The organism is Streptomyces sp. NPDC002602 (genome assembly GCF_042889445.1).
Lineage (GTDB): Bacteria > Actinomycetota > Actinomycetes > Streptomycetales > Streptomycetaceae > Streptomyces.
Map to the genome: position 1 here is coordinate 77673 of NZ_JBIAQX010000016.1, position 16332 is coordinate 94004.

A 16332-nucleotide genomic window follows, 5' to 3' on the forward strand; every position below is an offset into this window, starting at 1 on the left:
CCACCGGCCCCACGGCCCCCACCGACGCACCGGACCCCACCACCCCACAGAACCCGACCGACCCACCGGACCCGACCCCGACCCATCGAACCCGTCGGCACCGGTCCCCCACGGAATCCGGCCGTCGCACCGGACCCGACCGGTCCTTCCGCCCGCGTGTCGTCGCCGGTCCTTCAGGCCGTGCGTCGGGCGGCGAGGAACCGCGTGAGGACCGTGGTGGCGAGCAGTCCGATGATCACTTGGGCAGCGTAGAGCAGAAGCGTCCCGGCGGTGGGTCGTTCCCCGGGCCCCGACCCTGCGCCCAGCAGGGCGAGGGCGAGCCACATCGCCCAACTCAGCGTCGCGGAGGAGCCGATCCAGGCGACGGCCAACGGCCCCCGCGCCCGGCTGCGCCCGCCCCGGGCCAGCCACACCGAACCCGCCCCCGCGGCCAGGGCACATATCGCGTGGGCGACGGACACCACTCCCGAATCCGAGGAGTACCGCGCGATCTGCGTCGGGTTCTGTCCGACCGTGCCGCCCAAACCCCAGTACACGTACGCGGCGGCCACCGCCAGGGCCATGACCGCCGCGGCTCCCGCCACCACCCCCGTGGACGGCGGGAGCCGCTCGCCCAGGCGTCCCTGCCACCGCCGGCCCCAGCGCTGCCGCGCGTAGGGCACGAACAGCCCGGCCAGGGCCACGGCCTGGATCATGAACCCCGGGTAGACGACGTTGAACACCCAGGGGTCGAGGAAGGGCTCGCGCGCCGCGCGCTCGGCCGTGTCCGGGCCCGCTCCCAGCGCCGCCATGAGCAGTTGGCCGGGGAATCCGAGGACGATCGGCGTGAGCAGTCCGGTGGCGATGAAGACCGGGACGGTCAACAGGCGTGCCGGCACCCGGAGGCCCCGAGGGCGGGTGAGGACCAGGGCGAGCAGCACCACCCCCGAGTCCATGACCAGGGAGAGGGCGTTCATCAGGGGAAAGAACAGCCCCGGTCCCAGCAGGACACTGCCGTCGGGTACGCCCAGGTGACTCCCGCCCAGCCAGGCGGCCTTGAGGGTCAGATACGGCACGGTGGCGGCGATCGCCACGGCGCGCAGGATCCGCCGCCCGGCCCCCAGCGCGGGTGCGGGCTCGGGCGCGGGCGCGGGTGACGACGGTCGTGGGTCGGAGGTCGTCGGTCTCGGATGAACTGCTGGTCCGGTCATGCCTCAACGGTCCCGTGCGCCGCCCCGCCACACCTCCCCCTCATGGGGGAACCGCCTCCCCCACGCGGGGGAGGACGCATCGATTCCGCCGACCGGCCCCGGCCGAACGGCCCACCGGCCCACCCGCCCCGCGTCACGTCCCCCGGCGCACCCGCCCCGCGTCACATCCGCCGCGTCACCACCGACAGCCGGTCCCGCGCCTCGAACAACGCCGCCTTGATCAGGTGCTCGTGCCCGTCCGTCAGCCGGGCCACCGGCACCGAGCAGCTCACCGCGTCCCGCGCCGGCGTCCGGTACGGCACCGCCACACCGAAGCAGCGCAGCCCCAGCGTGCTCTCCTCCCGGTCCACCGCGTAGCCCTGTTCCCGCACCAGTGCCAGCTCGTCCACGAGCCGGTCGCGGTCGGTGATGGTGTGCTCGGTGACCGCCTCCAGCCGTCGCGGCAGCAGCCGACGCACCTCGTCGTCGGTGTGCGTGGCCAGCAGTGCCTTGCCCAGCGCCGTGGAGTGGACCGGCAGCCGCCGCCCGACCCGGGTGAACGGCCGCAGGTGGTGCCGGGACTGTCGGGTGGCGAGGTACACCACGCTCGTCCCGTCCATCCGGGCCAGGTGGATGGTCTCCGTCGTGTCGTCGGAGAGCCGGTCCAGGGTGGGCCGGGCCGCCGCCACCACCTCGTCGCCGTCGATGTACGAACTGCCGACGAGGAGGGCCCGTACACCTATGCCGTACCGCGTCCCGGTCGCGTCCGTCTCCACCCAGCCCAGGTTCACCAGGGTGCGCAGCAGCATGTAGAGACTGGACTTCGGCAGGGAGAGGTCGTTCTGGATGTCGGCGAGGCTGTGCAGCCCCGGCCGCGCCGCGAAGTGCTCCAGCAACAGCACCGTGCGAACCGCCGACTTGACGGCCGCGTGAGCGCCCGAACCCCCCGGCTCCGCACCCCCCGACCCGGCGGACTCAGCTGTGGTCATTCGGCTTCGTGCCCCTCTTGTCTCTTGTCAACCCGGAAGACGCGGAAATAGAGTCCACGATGGATGTGATCATTCATCCATCGGAACGGCGTTCAGAGTACTGAACGCCGCCGCGCGGGTCAGGGTAGATCCAGGAGGCAGTGCGCCATGGCAGCAACACCAGTCTGGAGTGTGGACCCCCGCACCGGGAAGCAGCGCGAACAGGTTGCGGTGGAGGCCACACCCGGGGAGGTGGACGAGGCCGTCCGCTCGGCCCACGCCGCCCGCGGCGCCCTGACGGACCGCACCGCGCGGGTCGCGTTCCTGCGCGCCGCTGCCGATCTGCTCGACGAGTCCGCCGCCCACGTCATCGAGGCGGCCGACGCCGAGACCGCGCTGGGCCCGGGCCGCCTCACCGGCGAACTCGCCCGCACCACCGGCCAACTGCGCGCCTTCGCCGACGCCGTGGACGAGGGCGCGTACCTCGACGTGCGCATCGACCACGCCGACCCGGCGCTGAGCCCGCCACGCCCCGACCTGCGTCGCTACAAGGTGCCGCTGGGCGTGGTCGCGGTCTACGCCGCCTCCAACTTCCCCCTCGCCTTCTCCGTACCCGGCGGGGACACCGCGAGCGCGCTGGCCGCGGGCTGCCCGGTGGTGGTCAAGGCCCATCCCGACCATCCGGCCACCTCCGAGCTGTGCGCCTCCCTGCTGCGCCGGGCGGCGGTCTCGGCGGGGCTGCCCGCGGAGGTCGTCGCGGTGGTGCACGGCTTCGAGGCCGGCCTGGAACTGGTGCGTCACCCGCTCGTGGCCGCGGCCGGATTCACCGGTTCCATCCGGGGCGGCCGGGCCCTGTTCGACGCGGCCGCCGCGCGGCCCGTCCCCATCCCCTTCCACGGCGAACTCGGCTCCCTCAACCCCGTCGTGGTCACCCCGGCGGCGGCCGCCGAGCGCGCCGAGGAGATCGGCGCCGGACTCGCCGCTTCCGTCACCCTGGGGGTCGGCCAGTTCTGCGTGAAGCCCGGGCTGGTACTGGTCCCCTCGGGCGGGGACGGCGACCGGCTGGCCGCCGCCCTCACCAAGGCGCTCGGCGAGACCGAACCCGGCGTGCTGCTGGACCACCGGATGCGGGAGAACTTCGTCGCCGGGGTCGGCGAGCGGGCCGCCCTGCCCGGGGTCACCGCACCCGTGACCCCCGGCTCCGGTGGGGAGCACACCGTCGGTGCGGGCTATCTGACGGTCGACGCCGGGCGTCTCCTGGCGGGCGGCGCCCACGAGGTGCTGTTGGAGGAGTGCTTCGGCCCGGTGACCGTCGTGGTCCGGTACGCCGATCAGCGCGAGGCGGCCGGGGTACTGGGACTCCTCGGCGGAAACCTGAGCGCCACCCTCCAGCTCTCCGACGCCGAGACCGCGGGCGCGCCCGGACCGGCCGGCGAACTGATCGAGCAGGTCACCGGCCTGGCGGGACGGATCGTCGTCAACGGCTGGCCGACCGGGGTGACGGTGGCGCCGGCCCAGCACCACGGCGGCCCGTACCCGGCGGCGACCTCGCACTCCACGTCGGTCGGCGGCACCGCCATCGAGCGCTGGCTGCGGCCGGTGGCCTACCAGTCGGTACCGGATGCCCTGCTGCCGGTGGAACTGCGCGCGGCCAACCCGCTGGGCCTGCCCCGCCGGGTCACCGGGGAGCCGGTCCGCACATCGGAGCGCTGAGCCCACGAACCGCCTCCGCACCCGGCCACCCGGCCACCCAACGACGCGACGACCGCATATTCCGTTGCCCGCCCGGTCCTCGGCCCGGCAGGCTGCGCGTCATGCCGAAACCGCACGGATTCACGTACGAGAGACAGGGCGACTCCGTCGTCATCACGCACCGGGGCCGGGCCGCGGGCACCCTGCGGGGCGGCCGCGCCGAGAAGTTCCTGGCGGAGGTGGAGTCGGGCGACGCCCAACTGGTGATGGCGCGCTGGACCGGCGCCTACAAGTTCGGCAACGAGCGCACCGCCAGGAACCACCCCCGCAACCAGCGCTGAGCCCACCGGACCCCGGCCCGGCACAACCGCCCCGGCCCGGCCCGTCCGCCCGGCCGCCCGCCCGGCCGTCCGTCCGTCCGTCCGCGGAAATATCCCGCGAAGGTAAGGGAACGGCAAAGCCCCTCCGGTCGTTCTCCGGGCATGACCGCTATGACCCCTGGTTCCAATCTGCCGCTCAACACCGTCCGGGTGACGGTGGACGTGGCTGCTCCGGTGCGGCTCGACGTATCGGGACTCCTCCTCGCCGCCGACGGCAAGGTGCGTTCCGACGCCGACTTCATCTTCTACAACCAGCCGACCGGCCCCGGTGTGAGCCACCGGTCCGGGGGCGGGTCGACGCCCGACTCGATCACGGTGGACACCGGCGCCGTCCCGCCGGGCATCGAGCGGATCGTGGTCACCGCCAGCCCGGACGCCGCCGGGCAGACCTTCCAGGGCATCGAGCCCACGGCCACGGTGCGGGACGCGGTCGGCGGCGCGGTGATCGCCACCTTCACCCCGCCCCAGTTGGGTTCCGAGACCGCGCTCGTCGTCGTCGAGGTCTACCTGCGCGGCGGCGTGTGGAAGGTGCGCGCCGTCGGACAGGGCTACGCCAACGGCCTCGCCGGCATCGCCACCGACTTCGGGGTCTCCGTGGACGAGGAGCCACCCCCCGCCGCGGCCGCTCCGTCGGCACCCCCCGCGCCGCCCGCACCGCCCGCCGCACCGCCCGCCCAGTACCCGCCCTCCCCCTGGCTCGGGGGTTCGACGCCCACCCCCGCCGCCCCGGCCCCCGCCCAGGCGTGGGGCGCCCCCACGCCCACGCCCGCCCCCGCCGCCCCGCCCGCTGCCCCCGCGGCCGCCCCCGGCGCCGGGAAGATCAACCTCGACAAGGGGCGGGTCAACCTCCAGAAGAACCAGACCGTCTCCCTGGTCAAGGGCGGCCGTCCGCTGCTCTCGCAGGTCAAGATGGGCCTCGGCTGGGAGCCCGCGTTCCGCGGCCGCGACATCGACCTCGACGCCTCGGTCATCGCGTACGGCCCCCAGCGCAACCACATCGACAGTTGCTACTTCGGCAAGCTGTCCATCCTGAACGGCGCCGTCAAGCACTCCGGCGACAACCTCACCGGCGAGGGCGCCGGGGACGACGAGGTGATCGTCGTGGACCTCGGCCGACTGCCCGCCGAGGCGACGGGGCTGGTCTTCACGGTCAATTCCTTCTCCGGCCAGAAGTTCAGCGAGGTCGCGAAGGCCTACTGCCGTCTGATCGACGCGGCGAGCGGGGAGGAGCTCGTGCGCTTCGACCTCACGGGCGCCGAACCCCAAACCGGCGTGATGATGGCCAAGTTGATCAAGCAGTTCAGTGGTGAGTGGGAGATGACGGCCATCGGGGACTTTGTGAAGTCCCGCACAGTGCGCGGCATGGTCAAACCCGCCTCGCAGGCACTCTGAGCAGGTGGGCGGGCACATGGCGCTACCAAAGGCCGATTCGGGTGAGCGATTGCACCTCCGAATCGGCGATGCCCGTCAGTGCCCGCCCGTAGCCTTGAGCCATGCACAAGACACTCCAGCCCGCGGGTCCGGCCCGCCCGTCCGCCGCAGAGGCGAACGAGGCGATCCGGCACCTCGTAGAGACCGGGGTCGGCGGTGAGTGGCCTTCCGACGCGTACGAATTCCTCCTGGAGGAATGGGCCGCCGCCTCCCGCTCGGAGACCGCGGCGACCCAGTAGCGCGCCGTCGGCCGTGGCCGCGCCCCGCCTCAGCGGGCGCGCCGCCACGGCCCGGTGACGGCCAGCATGATGCCCGGGTCCTGGATGTTCGCGTAGAGGGTGCGCCCGTCCGGTGAGAAGCACACGCCGGTGAACTCCGAGTACTCGGGCGACTCGTCCGTCCCGATGTTGAGCTCGTTGCGGGCCAGCGGGTAGGTGCGCCCCGATTCCGTCGCGCCGAACAGGTGTTGGAGCCCCGTCCCGTCCTCCGCGATGACCAGGCCTCCGTACGGGGACACGGTGATGTTGTCGGGGCCGTCGTAGACGCCGTCCTTCGACGGGTCGGCGTTCACACCGAGCAGCACGGTGAGCCTGATCGTGCGCCGCTTGGGGTCGTAGAACCACACCTGGCCGTCGTGCGGGGCGCCCGGGCTCTCCGCGCGGGCGAACGAGGAGACGAAGTACGCGCCCCCGTCGGCCCACCACATGCCCTCCAGTTTGCGCCCCCGGGTCACCGCGGTGTCCGCGAACTGCTTGCGCACCGGCGTCGTCCGCGCGTCGCGGTCGGGCACCTCCACCCAGTCCACCCCGTACACGGTGCCGATCGCGGTGGCGCGCGAGAGGTCGTCGACGAACCGGCCGTTGCGGTCGAAGCACTTGGCCGCGGCGAGCACGCCCGCGTCCGGCGCGAGGGTACGGAGCCTGCCCCGCCCGTGCCGGAAGCCGTGCGGCGGGGTCCAGCGGTAGAGCAGCCCGTTGGGGCCGGAGGCGTCCTCCGTCAGGTACGCGTGGCCCTGGCGCGGGTCGATGACCACGGCTTCGTGGTCATAGCGCCCGAAGGCCTTGACGGGCCTGGGGTCTCGGTTGGCCCGCCGGTCGTGCGGGTCCACCTCGAAGACGTAGCCGTGGTCCTTGGTCATGCCGTTCTTGCCGGCGAGGTCGGAGTTCTCCTCGCAGGTCAGCCAGGTGTCCCAAGGGGTGGCTCCGCCCGCGCAGTTGGTCGAGGTGCCGGCGATGCCCACCCATTCGGCGACCTCGCCGCCGCGCCGGACCTCGACGACCGTGCAGCCACCGGCGGCGGCCGGGTCGTAGACGAGGCCTTCCGCGAGCGGGACGGGGCGCTGCCAGCCCGTGCGCGGGCCCTTCAACTCGTGGTTGTTGACGAGGAGGGTGACGCCCCGATGTCCCGCGAACGCGGCCGTCCCGTCGTGGTTGGACGGGGTGGTCTCTCCCGAGTCGAGCGTGGTGACCCCGCTGTGGGTGATCACGCGGTAGCTGAATCCGGCGGGGAGGGCCAGGATTCCGGCCGGGTCGGGCACGAGCGGGCCGTATCCGGGGCCGTGCGGGCGACCGTGCTCGTCGTGCCGCGTGCCGTCGTCGGCCGCGAGTGCTCCGGGGGCGGTGGCGAGGGCGCCGACGGTTCCGGTGAGGGCGACTCCGGCACCGGCGATCACGGTGCGGGCGGTGAAGTCTCTACGGGTGAGCGGCATCGGATCTCCTGGGGTGGGGAGGTGGGGCGCCTGTCGTGCGGTCGTCGGCGCACACGCTCCCGCCCGCACGTGAACGGCGGCTGAACTACCCACGAACGCGAACCGTCCCCTCACGGCCGCCCGGAATGGCGAACTCCGGCCCATGATCGGCGTGTTGTGCACCCCGGACGAGCCCGTCGGCCGCGAGCCCCGGGGCGTGCCCGCCGACAGCGCCGTCCTCCACGCACCCGCGCACCTCGCCGACGTGCGCACCCGCGCACCTCGTCGACGGGCCGCCCGGCGGGCCCTCAGGCGCACGATCGCCGCGCGCCCGGGGCTCGGCCCCGCCGCGTCCGTCAGGCCTGTCGGGAGCGGGCCTTGAAGGCCGCCTTGCGGGCTTCCTTCGCCGCCTTCTTGTCCGGGTGCAGCCGCCCCATCGCCTCCAGGACGTAGGCCGTGGCGGGGTGTTCCACCCGCCACGCCTGCTCGAAGAACCCGGCGTGGTGTTCCGTCAGGGTCCGCATGAGCAGGGGGAGTTCGTCCGTCTCGCCGTCGGCGGCGAGCTGCGCGGCGATCGTGTCGACCGTCAGCCAGAACACCATCGCCCCGTCCGGCGCCGGAATGTCCGTCGCCCCGCGCTCGGCGAGCCAGACCCGGGCGAGACCGCCGAGTTCCGGGTCGTCCAGGACCGCCCGGACCGCCGGCTCGGCGTCCGGGCCGGCCGGGGCGAGGGCCTGCTGGCAGCGCAGCCGGCGCAGCGGGGCGCCCTCGTCGTCACCGCGGGCCGCGACCAGCAGCTCGGCCACCGCGGTCGACGGTTCACGTCCGGTCAGCCACTGCTCGATCTCGGCCTGCGCCGCGCCCTCCGGGTAGTAGGAGACCGCGTCGAGCAGCGCGTCGGCGCCCTTGTCGGCGAGTTCCCCGATGGCCGGGGCGTCGACGCCGGCCTCCAGCATCCGGGCCCGGACGCCGTACAGGCCGAGCGCCGTCAGCCGGACCATGCCGTACCGCGCCACGTCCTCCTCGGAGCCGTCGCCCTGCCCGGCGAGGAGTTCCTCGTCGTCGGCCTCCGCCATGAGCGCCTCGTCCACCGGGCGGAACTCGACCAGCCCGATCGGCTCCAACTGCCGGAACTGGTCGTCGAGGCGCATCATCGCGTCCGAGACCTGTTCCAGCACGGCGTCGGTGGGATCGCCCATGTCGTCGGGGACGACCATCGAGGCGGCGAGCACCGGCAGGGGCACCGGGCTGTCGCCGGAGCCTCCTTCGGCGACGGTGAGCAGGTAGAGGTTGGCGAGCACACCGTCGAGGAAGTCCGCCTCGCGCTGCGGGTTCCAGTCGAGCCGGTCGAAGTCGATCTCGCCGCCCGCGTCCAACGCGTCGACGAGGTCGTCGAGGTCGGGCACCGCCGCGTCCGCGAGGACGGCGTCCAGGGCCGCCAGCCACAGATCGAGCACGTCGCCGGGCGCGCCGCCCGCGATCAGCGCCAGGTCCTCGCCGGGGGCGGCGGTCCCGTACCGCGGCTCCGCGCCGTCCGCGTCCCCCTCGCCCGCCTCGTCGTCCGCCGCGCCCGCGCCCGTGCCCGTGCCCGTGCCCGCGTCCTCGTCCGGCTCGGTCACGTCGACCAGTCCGGTGTCCACGGCCACCCGCCAGGCCTGGCTCGCGAGCACCGGGCCCTCCTCGCCCTCGGGGTCGAACCCCAGTACGGCCGCCGCCTCGGCGAGCTGTTCGGTGGCGAGTTCGCCGCCGACCTCCACGCGGGTGTGGGGGCCGGCCCAGCGGGCGAGGCGCACGGCGTGCGCGAACAGCGGTGTGACCAGGGCGTCGCGGGCCAGTTCCGCATCGGAGTGCAGCCGTACCGGCGGCAGTGTGGGGTGCGGCTCTGCGGACATGGGGCGGTTCTCCTCGCGGTCGCGGTGGGGCCGTTGGGTCGTACGGCGACGACCCAGCGTAGACGCAATTCGGGCATGCCCGAGGGGCCATCGGCTTTGGTTCATCCCACAGTCAGCTGCCGTCTTCCTCGGAGACCTTGACAACTTTGCGGTCCACACAGGAAATTGACGCGCGTAGATGTACTGAGCAGTACAGGAGCCCCGGACTTCCCGGCGTTCCCCCCCACCCTCACACCGGAGTTCCCGCCCATGCGCTCCTCGCATCCCCGTTCCGCCGCCGTCGCGGCCCTCGTCGCCACCGCGCTGGCCACCGGCCTGCTCGCGGGCTCCGCCGACGCGGCCGAAGGCGCCGTGTCCGCCGATCCGATACGCATCCACGACATCCAGGGCACCACCCGCATATCCCCGCTCAACGGCAAGCAGGTCGCCGACGTCGAGGGCATCGTCACCGGCGTGCGGACGTACGGCTCGCGCGGCTTCTGGATCCAGGACCCCGACGCCGACGACAACGACGCCACCAGCGAGGGCGTGTTCGTCTTCACCAGCTCGGTGCCGACCGTCGCCGTCGGCGACGCCGTCAAGGTGACCGGTACGGTCGGCGAGTACATCCCGGGCGGCGTCTCTTCCGGCAACCAGTCCGTCACCCAGATCGCCAAGCCGGTCGTGACCGTGGTCTCCTCGGGCAACGCGCTGCCGGCCGCGACCGCGATCAACGAGTACACGGTGCCCGCCGCGTACGCCCCGGCCGGCGACCCGGCCGCCGCCGGCAGCGTCAACGGCCTGACCCTGGAGCCCTCGCGCTTCGCCCTGGACTTCTACGAGTCCGTCGAGGGCATGAACGTCAAGATCGGCACCTCGCGCGTGGTCGGCGCCACCGACCCGTACTCGGAGCTGTGGGTCACGGTCAAGGGCTGGGAGAACACCGCCAAGCGCGGTGGCACGATCTACGGCTCGTACGAGTCCCAGAACACCGGCCGGCTCCAGATCCAGCAGCTCGCGCCCGTCGCGCAGCAGCCCTTCCCCGTGGCCAACGTCGGCGACAAGCTGACCGGCACCACCGAGGGCCCGCTGGACTTCAACCAGTTCGGCGGCTACACCCTGGTGGCCCGCACCCTGGGCACGGTCAAGGCGGGCACCCTCGCCCCCGAGAAGACCAAGGCGCAGGCGGCCAACGAGCTCGCGGTGGCCACGTACAACGTCGAGAACCTCGACCCGAGCGACCCGCAGGAGAAGTTCGACGCGCTGGCCAAGGCCGTCGTCGAGAACCTCGCCTCCCCCGACGTCGTGGCCCTGGAGGAGATCCAGGACGACAACGGCGCCAAGAACGACGGCACCGTCGCGGCCGAGCAGACGCTGACGAAGTTCACCGCGGCGATCACGGCGGCCGGCGGTCCCGCGTACCAGTGGCGGACCGTCAACCCCGAGAACAACAAGGACGGCGGCGAGCCCGGCGGCAACATCCGCCAGGTGTTCCTCTACAACCCCGCGCGGGTCTCCTTCACCGAGCGCGCCGCGGGCGACGCGGCGACGGCCACCGGCGTCACCACGGTCGACGGCAAGGCCGCACTGACCCACTCCCCCGGCCGGATCGACCCGGCGAACGCGGCGTGGACCGACAGCCGCAAGCCGCTGGCCGGCGAGTTCGTCTTCCGCGGCAAGACGGTCTTCGTCATCGCCAACCACTTCGGCTCCAAGGGCGGCGACGAGGGTCTCACCTCGCACCACCAGCCGCCGGTGCGCTCCTCGGAGGCCAAGCGGCTGCTCCAGGCGCAGGCCGTGAACGGCTTCGTCAAGGAGATCCTGGCGGCCGACAAGAAGGCGAACGTCATCGCCCTCGGCGACATCAACGACTTCGAGTTCTCGGCCACCGCCGACGCCCTGGCCGACGGCGGGGCGCTGTACCCGGCGATCAAGTCGCTGCCGAAGGCGGAGCGCTACTCGTACGTGTACCAGGGCAACGCGCAGGTTCTGGACCAGATCCTGACCAGCCCGGCGATCAAGACCTTCACGTACGACAGCGTGCACATCAACGCGGAGTTCGCGAACCAGAACAGCGACCACGACCCGCAGGTGCTGCGCTTCCGCCCGTAGTCACGGGCGGATCGGCAGGGGGTCGGGGCGCCGTCCCGCCCGGGCCCCCTGCCACCCTTCGAGGGGACCGTTCCGTCACCCGTCGAGGGCGCCATTCGGGACAAGGTGGGGACTTTCGGCCCTGGCGTGACACTCGCCACACCCCTGTCCAATTCGGCCGTTCTGGTGTTGAGTGTCTGCACGCCCGATCTTGCACGCTCGATCCCGCACCCCCGGAGGACCGTGTGTTCCCCTCCATCACCCTCGTCCAGGAAATCGGCATCGCCGTCCTGCTCGTGGCCGCCCTCGTCTGGATGATCGGCCTCGGCCACATCCTGCGGGACGGCCGTTTCCACCACTCCGGGCAGGACGCCTTCGAGGGCCTGTCGACGATCCCGACCCAGCGCGGCCCGGCCGGGCACCCCATGGAGTCGGTGGAACTGACGGAGGAAGAGGAGCAGGCCTTCGCCGGCCTGGTCCGCACGATCCCCCTGCACTGACCGGTTCGGCCCGTCGGGCCCCCTCCCCCGCTCGGGGCGGGAGGGCCGCCCGCGGCCGGCGTCCACTCGGGGACGCGCGACGCCCTCCCACCCGTTCGGGGTGGGAGGGCGTCGTGACGTCCGGCGCCGGCGGTCCGGCCCCGATCGGGGGTCAGTTGTGGCTGTGCAGGATCTCGTTCAGGCCGCCCCAGACCGCGTTGTTCGGGCGGGCCTCGACGGCGCCGGTGACCGAGTTGCGGCGGAAGAGGATGTTGTCGGCGCCCGAGAGCTCCAGGGCCTTGACGATCTGGCCGTCCGGGAGGGTGACGCGGGTGCCCGCGGTGACGTACAGGCCGGCCTCGACGATGCACTCGTCGCCGAGGGCGATGCCGACGCCCGCCTCGGCGCCGACCAGGGTGCGCTCGCCGATGGAGATGATCTGCTTGCCGCCGCCCGACAGGGTGCCCATGGTGGACGCGCCGCCGCCGATGTCGGATCCGTCGCCGACCACGACGCCGGCCGAGATGCGGCCCTCGACCATGGAGGTGCCCAGGGTGCCGGCGTTGAAGTTGACGAAGCCCTCGTGCATGACGGTGGTGCCCTCGGCGAGGTGCGCGCCGAGGCGGACGCGGTCCGCGTCGGCGATGCGGACGCCCTTGGGGGCGACGTAGTCGGTCATGCGCGGGAACTTGTCGATCGAGGTGACCTGGAGGTGCAGGCCCTCGGCGCGGGCGTTCAGGCGGACCGTCTCGATCTCGTCGACGGGGACGGGGCCGAGGGACGTCCAGGCGACGTTGGTCAGCAGGCCGAAGACGCCGTCGAGGTTCTGGCCGTGCGGCTTGACCAGGCGGTGGCTGAGCAGGTGCAGGCGCAGGTACGCGTCGTGGGCGTCCAGCGGCTTGTCGTCGAGCGAGGAGATGACCGTGCGGACGGCTACGACCTCGACCCCGCGGACCGCGTCCCGGCGGATCGCCTTCGGCGCGGTGGCCCCGAGGAGTTCCACGGCCTGTTCGGCGGTGAGGCGCTCGGTGCCGGCCGGGCCGGGCTCGGCGACGAGGCGGGGGGCGGGGAACCAGGTGTCGAGGACGGTGCCGTCGGCGGTGAGGGTGGCAAGGCCGGCGGCGACGGCGCCGGAGGTACGCGTAGCAGTCATGCCCGAAACCTAACCGGCGACGGGCCGCGGTCGCGAACCGGTCTCATGTGACGGTCGCACCGCGTGTCGCGCTCGCGGCCCCGGCTCCCGCACCGCGTGTCGCACTCGCGGCCTCGGCTCCCTCGCCGCGTGTCGCACTCGCGACCCCGGCTCCCGCACCGCCTGTCGCACTCGCGACCCCGGCTCCCTCGCCGCCTACCGCCCCGGGGGTACCGGTTCCCCACCTCCCGGGCCGGGGTGCGCGGCGGGAGGTCCACAGCACCGCGACCCCCGCGCCGGCGGCCAGGGCCGCGCACAGCGGCCACAGCAGCCCGGGGGCGGCGGCGTACAGGGCTCCGCCGAGCGGGGCGGCGAGGACCACGCCGCTGACCGAGACTCCCGCGTACAGGCTCTGGAAGCGGCCGATCGCGTGCGCCGGGGCCTGGTCGGCCACGTAGGCGGTGGCGGTGGTCTTGTACAGGATCTCCCCCAGGCTGAGCAGCACCATCATGACGGCGGCGCTCGCGATGCCCGCCCCGGCGATCAGTGCCGCGTGGGCCGCTCCGACGAGGAGGAGCCCGGTGCCGACGACGGCCAGGGGCGGGCGTTCGCGCAGGGCGACGGCGGCGGGGAGTTCCAGCAGCAGGACGACCCCGCCGTTGAGCGCGATGACCAGCCCGAAGACGCGGATGTCGAAGCCGTGGTCGGCGAGGAAGATCGGGAGGGTGGAGTACTGCTGCCGGTAGACGACGTCCACGACGAGGATGGCGGCGAGCAGGACCAGCAGGGCGGGGCGGGCCCGCAGCTCGGCCGTGACGCCGCGGCCCAGACCCCCGTCCGGGGCCGCGGCGGGTGTGTGGGCGGCGCCGCGGGCCGGGACGATCCGGGCGGTCCAGACGGCGAGGACGAGGGTGCCCACGCCGTCGGCGACGAACAGCCAGTCGTACGAGAGGCCGGCCGCGACCAGCGCCCCGAGTGGCGGGCCGAGGGTGAAGCCGCCGTTGGAGGCGCACCGTACGACGGCGTAGGCCTGCCGGCGGGCGCCCTCGGGGACGGTGACGGCGACGAGCGCGGAGTTGGCGGCGCGGATCACCCCGGACGCGTACTGGACGGCCGGCAGGAGGACGCACAGCAGCGGGGTGGGCAGGAACGGAAGGCAGGCCAGGGCGAGGCCGCCGAACGCGGCGGCGGTGAGCAGTACCCGGCGGTGGCCGAAGCGGTCGCCGTACCAGCCTCCGGTGAAGTTGCCGGCGACCAGGCCGACGCCACCGACGCCGACGGCGAGGCCGGCCTGCGCGGCGCCGAGGCCGCGCGGTCCGACCAGGTACACGAAGACGAACACGAAGGTGAAGCCGACGACGGCGTTGACGAACACCCCGGCCGCCAGGATCCACACCACCCTCGGCACGTCCTTGAACCCTCGCAACATGCCGGCGCCCCCCACGAGCAGGTCAGTTCCCTTTGCGAACGGACTATGTCAGCATGGCAGCCTTGGGTCAACGGACAAAGGAGTTCCCATGGCCCAGCGCACGCACCTCGGCGACGCGGACTGCTCCATCGCCCAGGCCCTCGACGTCGTGGGCGACTGGTGGACGCTGCTCGTCGTACGCGACGCCGCGCGCGGCGTGCACCGGTTCGAGGAGTTCCAGCGCGAGCTCGGCGTCTCCCGCAAGGTACTGACCGAGCGGCTGAAACTGCTGGTCGAGGCCGGGGTGTTGACGCGCGAGCCGTACCAGGAACGCCCGGTGCGGCACGAGTACCGGCTGACCCCGCGTGGCCGGGGGCTGCTGCCGGTGCTGGTGGCCCTCCAGGACTGGGGGGACGCCTGGATCCTGGGAGAGGGAGAGATGACGGCGACGACCGAGGAATCCTCGCGGGAGGCGGCGCGGGTGCAGGCACTGCTCGGCACCCGGGTGCCGGAGCTGCTGCTGCCGGACCGGTTCGGGGAGCCCCGCGACCCGGTGGCGGACACGGCGTTCACGGTCCTGTACTGCTTTCCGGGCGCCTACGCCCGGGCCGAGTCCTATCCGCCGGGGTGGGCCGGGATCCCCGGGGCGAAGGGGTGCACCCTGGAATCCTGCACGTTCCGGGACCAGTTGGCCGAGTTCACCGCGGCGGGCGCGACGGTGCAGGGCGTCTCCACCCAACGCCCGGACGAGCAGAAGGAGTTCGCCGAGGCGGAGCGGCTGCGCTTCCCGCTCCTCTCGGACGCGGAACTCGCACTGACCTCGGCGCTGCGGCTGCCGACCTTCCGCGCGGCGGGGGTGAGCCGACTCAAGCGGCTGACCCTCGTCCTGGACCGGGACCGGACGGTGCGCGAGGTGATCTACCCGATCACCGACATCGAGGCCGGCGTCCGAACCGCCCTGGAGGCGGTCCGCGCCACCCCCTGACCGACGCCGGACACCCCGGCGGCCCCGGAGGACGCGCGAGACCCCGGCGGGGGCGACCACCGCCCCCGGGCGACGCGCGAGACCCCGGCCGCCCCAGGGCCCGCCGGGGCCCCGTCGGAGGCGACCCGCCTTCCCCGGGCGGCGGCCCTTCACGCCCCGGCCAGGACCCGCCCCAGGATGTCCCGCGCGTACGCCGGGTCGTACTCCGCGTCCGTCAGCAGGACCTGGAGACTGATCCCGTCCATCACCGCCACCAGCGCCCGCGCCGTCACGGGGTCCGTCCGCCCGCCCAGCGCCGCCGCCACGGCCGCGCACCACTCGGCGGCCACCGGCCGCAGCGCGGGGCGGCGCAGGGCCGCCAGGTACAGCTCGTACTCCAGCTCCACCCGTCCCCGGTCGCGGCCCGCCTCCAGGAGCTCCCCCAGCAGCCGGGCGAGCGCCGTGGCGAGGTCCGGCTCCGCGGGGTCGGGCACCAGGACGAAATGCTCGTTCGCCTGGCGCAGGGCCGCCACGAGGAGGTCGTCCAGGGTTTTGAAGTGGTAGGTCGTGGATCCCAGGGGGACGTCCGCCTCCGCCGCCACGGTGCGGTGACTCAGGCCCGCGATGCCCTTGGCGCCCACCACCCGGATCGCCGCGTCGATGATCCGCTGCCGTCGTTCCGGGTCGTGGCGGCGCACCGCTCCGGCCGGCATCAGTGGGCCGCCCCGCCGAGGTTCAGCAGGACGACCCCGCCGATGATCAGCGCGATTCCGGCGATCTTCACCGCGGTCGCGGCCTCCCCGAGGAACAGCATGCCGATGGCGGCGACCGCGGCCGTGCCGACGCCCGCCCAGATCGCGTACGCCGTTCCCACCGACATCGTCTTCAGGGTCTGCGCGAGCAGGGTGAAGGCGATGAGGTAGCCCAGGACCGTGCCGATCGAGGGCCACAACTTCGTGAAGCCCTCGCTGAACTTCATGGCGGTCGTGCCGGCGACCTCGGCGGCGATGGCCGCGGCAAGCAGTATGTAGGGCATGCGTACAAGAGTACACATCGTTGC

General features: G+C 73.3%; 15 protein-coding genes. 7 read left to right on the forward strand and 8 right to left on the reverse strand.

Going from position 1 to position 16332, the window contains the following annotated elements; translation table 11 throughout:
* Positions 1-173: 173 nt before the first annotated feature.
* Positions 174-1073 (reverse strand): hypothetical protein, encoded by a 900-nt coding sequence (locus ACFYW3_RS31110; RefSeq protein WP_389387997.1) that lies wholly within the window; start codon positions 1071-1073, stop codon positions 174-176.
* 278 nt (positions 1074-1351) lie between these two features.
* Positions 1352-2158, reverse strand: coding sequence for an IclR family transcriptional regulator (locus ACFYW3_RS31115; RefSeq protein WP_351761177.1), 807 nt, complete (start codon positions 2156-2158; stop codon positions 1352-1354).
* A gap of 147 nt (positions 2159-2305) precedes the next feature.
* Here ACFYW3_RS31115 and ACFYW3_RS31120 point away from each other — a divergent pair, with 147 nt between their 5' ends.
* The 4 genes from ACFYW3_RS31120 (at position 2306) to ACFYW3_RS31135 (ending at position 5879) form a co-directional block, all read left to right on the forward strand.
* Positions 2306-3850 (forward strand): aldehyde dehydrogenase (NADP(+)), encoded by a 1545-nt coding sequence (locus ACFYW3_RS31120; protein WP_351761180.1) that lies wholly within the window; start codon positions 2306-2308, stop codon positions 3848-3850.
* Between the two features lie 101 nt (positions 3851-3951).
* On the forward strand, positions 3952-4170 hold the full coding sequence (locus tag ACFYW3_RS31125) for a hypothetical protein (RefSeq protein ID WP_053678540.1): 219 nt from the start codon (positions 3952-3954) through the stop codon (positions 4168-4170).
* Positions 4171-4320: 150 nt separating this feature from the next.
* On the forward strand, positions 4321-5601 hold the full coding sequence (locus tag ACFYW3_RS31130; RefSeq protein ID WP_389388039.1) for a TerD family protein: 1281 nt from the start codon (positions 4321-4323) through the stop codon (positions 5599-5601).
* 101 nt (positions 5602-5702) lie between these two features.
* On the forward strand, positions 5703-5879 hold the full coding sequence (locus ACFYW3_RS31135) for a hypothetical protein (RefSeq protein ID WP_199826603.1): 177 nt from the start codon (positions 5703-5705) through the stop codon (positions 5877-5879).
* A gap of 29 nt (positions 5880-5908) precedes the next feature.
* Here the strand turns inward: ACFYW3_RS31135 and ACFYW3_RS31140 are convergent, their stop codons facing one another.
* Both ACFYW3_RS31140 and ACFYW3_RS31145 read right to left on the reverse strand, forming a co-directional pair.
* Entirely contained in the window at positions 5909-7348 is a 1440-nt protein-coding gene (locus ACFYW3_RS31140) for an alkaline phosphatase PhoX (RefSeq protein ID WP_351759414.1), read from the reverse strand.
* Between the two features lie 335 nt (positions 7349-7683).
* Entirely contained in the window at positions 7684-9219 is a 1536-nt protein-coding gene (locus tag ACFYW3_RS31145; protein ID WP_389387998.1) for a hypothetical protein, read from the reverse strand.
* Between the two features lie 249 nt (positions 9220-9468).
* Between ACFYW3_RS31145 and ACFYW3_RS31150 the strand changes: the two genes are divergently transcribed.
* Together ACFYW3_RS31150 and ACFYW3_RS31155 are read left to right on the forward strand one after the other, a co-directional pair.
* Positions 9469-11310, forward strand: a complete 1842-nt coding sequence (locus ACFYW3_RS31150) for an endonuclease/exonuclease/phosphatase family protein (protein WP_351759420.1) — start codon at positions 9469-9471, stop codon at positions 11308-11310.
* Positions 11311-11534: 224 nt separating this feature from the next.
* Positions 11535-11789, forward strand: coding sequence for a hypothetical protein (locus tag ACFYW3_RS31155; protein WP_351759423.1), 255 nt, complete (start codon positions 11535-11537; stop codon positions 11787-11789).
* Between the two features lie 151 nt (positions 11790-11940).
* On the opposite strand, the gene dapD is transcribed toward ACFYW3_RS31155, so the two are convergent.
* Together dapD and ACFYW3_RS31165 are read right to left on the reverse strand one after the other, a co-directional pair.
* Positions 11941-12921 (reverse strand): 2,3,4,5-tetrahydropyridine-2,6-dicarboxylate N-succinyltransferase, encoded by a 981-nt coding sequence (gene dapD, locus ACFYW3_RS31160; RefSeq protein WP_351376342.1) that lies wholly within the window; start codon positions 12919-12921, stop codon positions 11941-11943.
* Positions 12922-12964: 43 nt separating this feature from the next.
* Positions 12965-14329, reverse strand: a complete 1365-nt coding sequence (locus ACFYW3_RS31165) for an MFS transporter (protein WP_389387999.1) — start codon at positions 14327-14329, stop codon at positions 12965-12967.
* Positions 14330-14417: 88 nt separating this feature from the next.
* Between ACFYW3_RS31165 and ACFYW3_RS31170 the strand changes: the two genes are divergently transcribed.
* Positions 14418-15293, forward strand: a complete 876-nt coding sequence (locus ACFYW3_RS31170) for a winged helix-turn-helix transcriptional regulator (RefSeq protein WP_389388000.1) — start codon at positions 14418-14420, stop codon at positions 15291-15293.
* A 149-nt stretch (positions 15294-15442) separates the two neighbouring features.
* On the opposite strand, the gene ACFYW3_RS31175 is transcribed toward ACFYW3_RS31170, so the two are convergent.
* Both ACFYW3_RS31175 and ACFYW3_RS31180 read right to left on the reverse strand, forming a co-directional pair.
* On the reverse strand, positions 15443-15985 hold the full coding sequence (locus ACFYW3_RS31175) for a TetR family transcriptional regulator (protein ID WP_351376349.1): 543 nt from the start codon (positions 15983-15985) through the stop codon (positions 15443-15445).
* Positions 15985-16308 (reverse strand): multidrug efflux SMR transporter, encoded by a 324-nt coding sequence (locus tag ACFYW3_RS31180; RefSeq protein ID WP_351759431.1) that lies wholly within the window; start codon positions 16306-16308, stop codon positions 15985-15987. The genes ACFYW3_RS31175 and ACFYW3_RS31180 overlap by 1 nt, the downstream gene beginning before the upstream one ends.
* Positions 16309-16332: the final 24 nt, after the last annotated feature.

Coding starts and splice junctions, on each gene's coding strand:
- ACFYW3_RS31115 (WP_351761177.1), bottom strand. CDS start 2,158: ATGACCACAGCTGAGTCCGCCGGGTCGGGGGGTGCGGAGCCGGGGGGT.
- ACFYW3_RS31120 (WP_351761180.1), top strand. CDS start 2,306: ATGGCAGCAACACCAGTCTGGAGTGTGGACCCCCGCACCGGGAAGCAG.
- ACFYW3_RS31125 (WP_053678540.1), top strand. CDS start 3,952: ATGCCGAAACCGCACGGATTCACGTACGAGAGACAGGGCGACTCCGTC.
- ACFYW3_RS31130 (WP_389388039.1), top strand. CDS start 4,321: ATGACCCCTGGTTCCAATCTGCCGCTCAACACCGTCCGGGTGACGGTG.
- ACFYW3_RS31135 (WP_199826603.1), top strand. CDS start 5,703: ATGCACAAGACACTCCAGCCCGCGGGTCCGGCCCGCCCGTCCGCCGCA.
- ACFYW3_RS31140 (WP_351759414.1), bottom strand. CDS start 7,348: ATGCCGCTCACCCGTAGAGACTTCACCGCCCGCACCGTGATCGCCGGT.
- ACFYW3_RS31145 (WP_389387998.1), bottom strand. CDS start 9,219: ATGTCCGCAGAGCCGCACCCCACACTGCCGCCGGTACGGCTGCACTCC.
- ACFYW3_RS31150 (WP_351759420.1), top strand. CDS start 9,469: ATGCGCTCCTCGCATCCCCGTTCCGCCGCCGTCGCGGCCCTCGTCGCC.
- dapD (WP_351376342.1), bottom strand. CDS start 12,921: ATGACTGCTACGCGTACCTCCGGCGCCGTCGCCGCCGGCCTTGCCACC.
- ACFYW3_RS31165 (WP_389387999.1), bottom strand. CDS start 14,329: ATGTTGCGAGGGTTCAAGGACGTGCCGAGGGTGGTGTGGATCCTGGCG.
- ACFYW3_RS31170 (WP_389388000.1), top strand. CDS start 14,418: ATGGCCCAGCGCACGCACCTCGGCGACGCGGACTGCTCCATCGCCCAG.
- ACFYW3_RS31175 (WP_351376349.1), bottom strand. CDS start 15,985: ATGCCGGCCGGAGCGGTGCGCCGCCACGACCCGGAACGACGGCAGCGG.
- ACFYW3_RS31180 (WP_351759431.1), bottom strand. CDS start 16,308: ATGCCCTACATACTGCTTGCCGCGGCCATCGCCGCCGAGGTCGCCGGC.